Here is a 5,042-nt window from a genome sequence, read left to right on the forward strand (position 1 = left end):
CGGCAAAGAAGGGATTCGCGCCTGAAGGCGCTCCTACAGGACAGTCAGCGCTTGCGGGGGCGCTGCCAGCCTTCGATGGTGGCCTGGCGGCCGCGGGCGATGGTGAGCTTGTCGGCCGGGGCGGTCTTGGTGATGACGCTGCCGGCGCCGATGGTGGCGCCCTCGCCTACTTCGACCGGCGCCACCAGCGAGCTGTTCGAGCCGATGAACGCGCCGTCGCCGATGGTGGTGGTGGCCTTGTTCACGCCGTCGTAGTTGCAGGTGATGGTGCCGGCGCCGATGTTCACCCTTTCGCCGACCAGGGCGTCGCCCAGGTAGCTCAGGTGGTTGGCCTTGCTGCCGTCGCCCAGGCTGGCCTTCTTGGTTTCGACGAAGTTGCCGATGTGCACGCCCTCGCCCAGCTCGGTTCCGGGGCGTAGGCGCGCGAACGGACCCAGGGTGCAGCCGGATGCGGCGACCACGCCTTCGAGGTCGCAATGGGCGCGGACCACGGTGCCCGGGCCAAGTTCGACATCGCGCAGGCGGCAGAAGGGACCGATGCGCACGCCGTCGCCCAGCACCACGCGGCCTTCAAGCACCACGTCCACGTCTATCTCGACGTCGGCGCCGGCTTCGACGGTGCCGCGCTGGTCGAAGCGCGCCGGGTCTGCCAGGCGCACGCCTTCGCGCATCAGCGCCTCGGCGGCGCGGCGCTGGTAGGCGCGCTCAAGCCGCGCCAGCTGCACCGGGTCGTTGGCGCCTTCTGCCTCGCCGGGGATGCGGCAGTGGGTGTGCGCGGCGGCGCGGCCATCGGCGCGGGCCATGGCGAAGATGTCGGTCAGGTAGTACTCGCCCTGGACGTTGTGATTGTCCAGGCGCGACAGCCAGCGACGCAGGTCGGAAGCCGGCGCGGCGATGACGCCGGTGTTGACCAGCTTCACCGCGCGCTGGCTTTCATCGGCGTCCTTGTGTTCGACGATGGCCTGCACGTTGCCGTTGCCGTCGAGCAGCACGCGGCCGTAGCCAGTGGGATCGTCCAGGGTCTCGCACAGCACCGCGGCCTGGTCGCGGGCGGCGTCGAGCAATTCGCGCAGGGTCTGCACTGAGATCAACGGTACGTCCGCGTACAGAACCAGCACGCGGGCGTTTTCCGGCACGCCGGGCATGGCCTGCTGCACGGCGTGGCCGGTGCCCAGCTGTTCGGCCTGCTGCGCCCAGTGCAGGTCGTCGTCACCGGCGAAGGCGGCGCGCACCTGGTCGCCGCCGTGGCCATAGACCACGTGGATGCCGGCGGCGCCCAGCGCGCGCGCGGTGTCCACGACGTGGCCCAGCATCGGCCGGCCCGCGATGGGCTGCAGCACCTTGGGGGTGCGCGACTTCATGCGCTTGCCCTCGCCGGCGGCGAGGATGATCACGTGCAACGACTGGCTCATGGTGTCCTCCGTGGGCCTAGTATCGGCCGCAGCCGGGCAGGCCGCCAGCCGACAGTTTCCGGCTCCTGGAAACAACAACGCCGGCACGAGGCCGGCGCGGTCGTGAAACGGGGCAAAAGCCGCCGAATCAGTGCTTGAGGTTCTTGCGCAGGCGCTCGAGGGCCTGCAGCTGGGCCATTGCCTCGGCCAGCTTGGTCTGCGCTTCGGCCAAGTCCATGGCTTCGCTGCGGTTGGCCAGCATGCGCTCGGCCTCGTCCTTGGCCGCCTGGGCCTGGGCCTCGTCGAGGTCCGCGGCGCGGATGGCGGTGTCGGTGAGGATGGTCACCACCTGCGGCTGGACTTCCAGGATGCCGCCCGAGACATAGAAGAACTGCTCGGCGCCGTCGGCCAGCGTCAGGCGGACCTGGCCTGGCTTGAGGCGGGTGATCAGGGGCGCGTGGCGCGGCGCGATGCCGAGCTCGCCCATCTCGCCGGTGGCCACGACCAGCTGCACGTCACCCTGGAAGATTTCTTCCTCGGCGCTGACGATGTCGCAACGGATGGTGCTCATGGATAAATTCCTTTAGGCCGCCGCCGCCATCTTCTTGGCCTTCTCGAAGGCTTCGTCGATGCCGCCGACCATGTAGAACGCCTGCTCGGGCAGCGAATCGCACTCGCCGTCCACGATCATCTTGAAGCCGCGGATGGTTTCCTTGAGCGTGACGTACTTGCCCGGCGAACCGGTGAAGACTTCGGCCACGTGGAAGGGCTGCGAGAAGAAGCGCTCGATCTTGCGGGCGCGGGACACGGCCTGCTTGTCTTCTTCCGACAGCTCGTCCATGCCCAGGATGGCGATGATGTCCTTGAGCTCCTTGTACTTCTGCAGGGTGGCCTGCACGCGGCGCGCGGTGTCGTAGTGCTCGTTGCCGATCACGTTCGGGTCCAGCTGGCGCGAAGTGGAGTCGAGCGGGTCGACGGCCGGGTAGATACCCAGCGAGGCGATGTTTCGCGACAGCACGACGGTGGCGTCGAGGTGGGCGAAGGTGGTGGCCGGCGACGGGTCGGTAAGGTCATCGGCGGGCACGTACACGGCCTGGATCGAGGTGATCGAGCCCGTCTTGGTGGAGGTGATGCGCTCCTGCAGCACGCCCATTTCCTCGGCCAGCGTCGGCTGGTAACCCACGGCGGACGGCATGCGGCCCAGCAGCGCCGAGACTTCGGTACCGGCCAGGGTGTAGCGGTAGATGTTGTCCACGAAGAACAGGATGTCGCGGCCCTTGCCGGTGGCCGGGTCGATGTCGTCGCGGAAGTACTCGGCCATGGTCAGGCCGGTCAGCGCGACGCGCAGGCGGTTGCCCGGCGGCTCGTTCATCTGGCCGTACACCATCGCGACCTTGTCCAGGACGTTGGAGTCCTTCATCTCGTGGTAGAAGTCGTTGCCTTCGCGGGTACGCTCACCCACGCCGGCGAACACCGACAGGCCGGCGTGCTGCTTGGCGATGTTGTTGATCAGTTCCATCATGTTGACGGTCTTGCCGACGCCGGCGCCGCCGAACAGGCCGACCTTGCCGCCCTTGGCGAACGGGCACATCAGGTCGATGACCTTGATGCCGGTTTCCAGCAGTTCGTTGCCCGAGGACTGGTCCTCGTAGCTCGGCGCGGCGCGGTGGATTTCCCAGTGGTCCTTGGTCTCGACCGGGCCGGCTTCGTCGATCGGGCGACCCAGCACGTCCATGATGCGGCCCAGGGTCTGCTTGCCGACCGGCACCGAGATGGCCTTGCCGGTGTTGATGGCAACCAGGTTGCGCTTGAGGCCGTCGGTGGAACCGAGCGCAATGGTGCGCACGATGCCGTCGCCCAGCTGCTGCTGGACTTCGAGGGTGATTTCGGTGCCTTCGACCTTGAGTGCGTCGTAGACCTTCGGCACATCCACGCGCGGGAACTCGACGTCCACGACCGCGCCGATGATCTGCACAATCTTGCCCTGGCTCATTGCTGTTTCCTCGGTTCTGATACTTGGTGGGGGCGTCGCGTCAAACTGCAGCGGCGCCGCCGACGATTTCGGAGATTTCCTGGGTGATCGCAGCCTGGCGCGCCTTGTTGTAGACGAGTTGCAGGTCACCGATCAGCTTGTTGGCGTTGTCGGAGGCCGACTTCATGGCCACCATGCGCGCCGCGTGTTCGGAAGCAAGGTTTTCCAGCACCGCCTGGTACACCAGCGATTCGACGTAGCGCGTAAGCACGTGCTCGAGCACCGTCTGGGCGTCCGGCTCGTACAGGTAGTCCCAGTCGTGGCGCGACTCGAGCGATTCCGACGGCGGCAGCGGCAGCAGCTGGTCCTGGCGCGGCTTCTGCGCCATGGTGTTGATGAAGTCGTTGTAGCTCAGGAAAACCCGGTCGAGCTTGCCTTCGGTGTAGCCGTCGAGCATCACCTTGATGACGCCGACCAGCTTGGCCAGCTCGGGCTTTTCGCCCAGGTGGGTGACCGAGCCGAGCAGGTTCACCTTCAGGCGGCGGAAGAACACGGTGGCCTTCTGGCCGATGCAGACGAGGTCGATCTCGACGCCCTTGTCCTGCCACTGGCGCATGTCGGCCAGGATGCGGCGGAACATCTGCGAGTTCAGGCCGCCGCACAGGCCGCGGTCGGTGGACACGATGATGTAACCGACGCGCTTGACGTCCTTGCGCTCGACCATGAACGGGTGCACGTATTCGGTGTTGGCCTTGGCGATGTGGCCGATCACCTGGCGCATCAGTCGCGCGTAGGGGCGGGACTGCTTCATGCGGTCCTGCGCCTTGCGGATCTTCGACGCCGAGACCATCTCGAGCGCGCGCGTCACCTTGCGGGTGTTCTGCACGCTCTTGATCTTGGTCTTGATTTCCCTGCCGCCTGCCATGTTTCTTCCTTAGCTGCGTTGTGCCTGGTTCGACTGGCTTACCAGCTGCCGGTGGCCTTGAACTCGGAGATGATCGTCTTGAACGAAGCCTCGATGTCCTTGTCCCAGGCGCCGCTCTGCACGATCTTCTTCTCCAGGTCGCCCTGGGTGTTGGTCATGTGCGCGTGCAGGCCCTCTTCGAACGCCAGCACCTTGTTCAGCGGCACGTCGTCCAGGTAGCCCTCGTTGACGGCGTAGATGGACAGCGCCATCTGCGCGATCGACATCGGGGCGTACTGCTTCTGCTTCATCAGCTCGGTGACGCGCTGGCCGCGCTCGAGCTGCTTGCGGGTGGCTTCGTCGAGGTCCGAGGCGAACTGGGCGAACGCGGCCAGCTCGCGGTACTGCGCGAGCGAGATGCGGATGCCGCCCGAGAGCTTCTTCATGATCGTGGTCTGGGCAGCACCACCGACGCGCGACACCGAGATACCGGCGTTCACGGCCGGGCGGATGCCGGCGTTGAACAGGTCGGTTTCCAGGAAGATCTGGCCGTCGGTGATCGAGATCACGTTGGTCGGCACGAAGGCAGAGACGTCACCGGCCTGGGTTTCGATGATCGGCAGCGCGGTCAGCGAGCCGGTCTTGCCCTTGACGGCGCCGTTGGTGAACTTCTCGACGTAGTCCTCGTTCACGCGGGCGGCGCGCTCGAGCAGGCGGGAGTGGAGGTAGAACACGTCGCCCGGGTAGGCTTCGCGGCCCGGCGGGCGGCGCAGCA

General features: G+C 66.6%; 4 protein-coding genes and 1 pseudogene. All 5 read right to left on the reverse strand.

Annotated elements, in window-relative coordinates; genetic code table 11:
- Positions 1-44: 44 nt before the first annotated feature.
- A complete protein-coding gene (gene glmU, locus AACZ35_RS12285; RefSeq protein ID WP_339829730.1) occupies positions 45-1,412 on the reverse strand; it encodes a bifunctional UDP-N-acetylglucosamine diphosphorylase/glucosamine-1-phosphate N-acetyltransferase GlmU in 1,368 nt (455 codons plus the stop codon).
- 127 nt (positions 1,413-1,539) lie between these two features.
- Positions 1,540-1,962 (reverse strand): F0F1 ATP synthase subunit epsilon, encoded by a 423-nt coding sequence (locus tag AACZ35_RS12290; RefSeq protein ID WP_339829732.1) that lies wholly within the window; start codon positions 1,960-1,962, stop codon positions 1,540-1,542.
- A gap of 12 nt (positions 1,963-1,974) precedes the next feature.
- The gene (gene atpD / locus AACZ35_RS12295) at positions 1,975-3,384 is read right to left on the reverse strand and encodes a F0F1 ATP synthase subunit beta (protein WP_339829734.1); all 1,410 of its coding nucleotides are present in this window, start codon (positions 3,382-3,384) and stop codon (positions 1,975-1,977) included.
- A 40-nt stretch (positions 3,385-3,424) separates the two neighbouring features.
- Positions 3,425-4,288: a F0F1 ATP synthase subunit gamma gene (gene atpG, locus AACZ35_RS12300; RefSeq protein WP_339829736.1), complete on the reverse strand. Its 864-nt coding sequence runs from the start codon at positions 4,286-4,288 to the stop codon at positions 3,425-3,427.
- Between the two features lie 38 nt (positions 4,289-4,326).
- Positions 4,327-5,042, reverse strand: a pseudogene (locus AACZ35_RS12305) (F0F1 ATP synthase subunit alpha); the annotation flags it as partial.

The sequence above is a fragment of the uncultured Arenimonas sp. genome, assembly GCF_963976025.1.
Classification (GTDB): Bacteria; Pseudomonadota; Gammaproteobacteria; order Xanthomonadales; family Xanthomonadaceae; genus Arenimonas.

Coding starts and splice junctions, on each gene's coding strand:
- glmU (WP_339829730.1), bottom strand. CDS start 1,412: ATGAGCCAGTCGTTGCACGTGATCATCCTCGCCGCCGGCGAGGGCAAG.
- AACZ35_RS12290 (WP_339829732.1), bottom strand. CDS start 1,962: ATGAGCACCATCCGTTGCGACATCGTCAGCGCCGAGGAAGAAATCTTC.
- atpD (WP_339829734.1), bottom strand. CDS start 3,384: ATGAGCCAGGGCAAGATTGTGCAGATCATCGGCGCGGTCGTGGACGTC.
- atpG (WP_339829736.1), bottom strand. CDS start 4,288: ATGGCAGGCGGCAGGGAAATCAAGACCAAGATCAAGAGCGTGCAGAAC.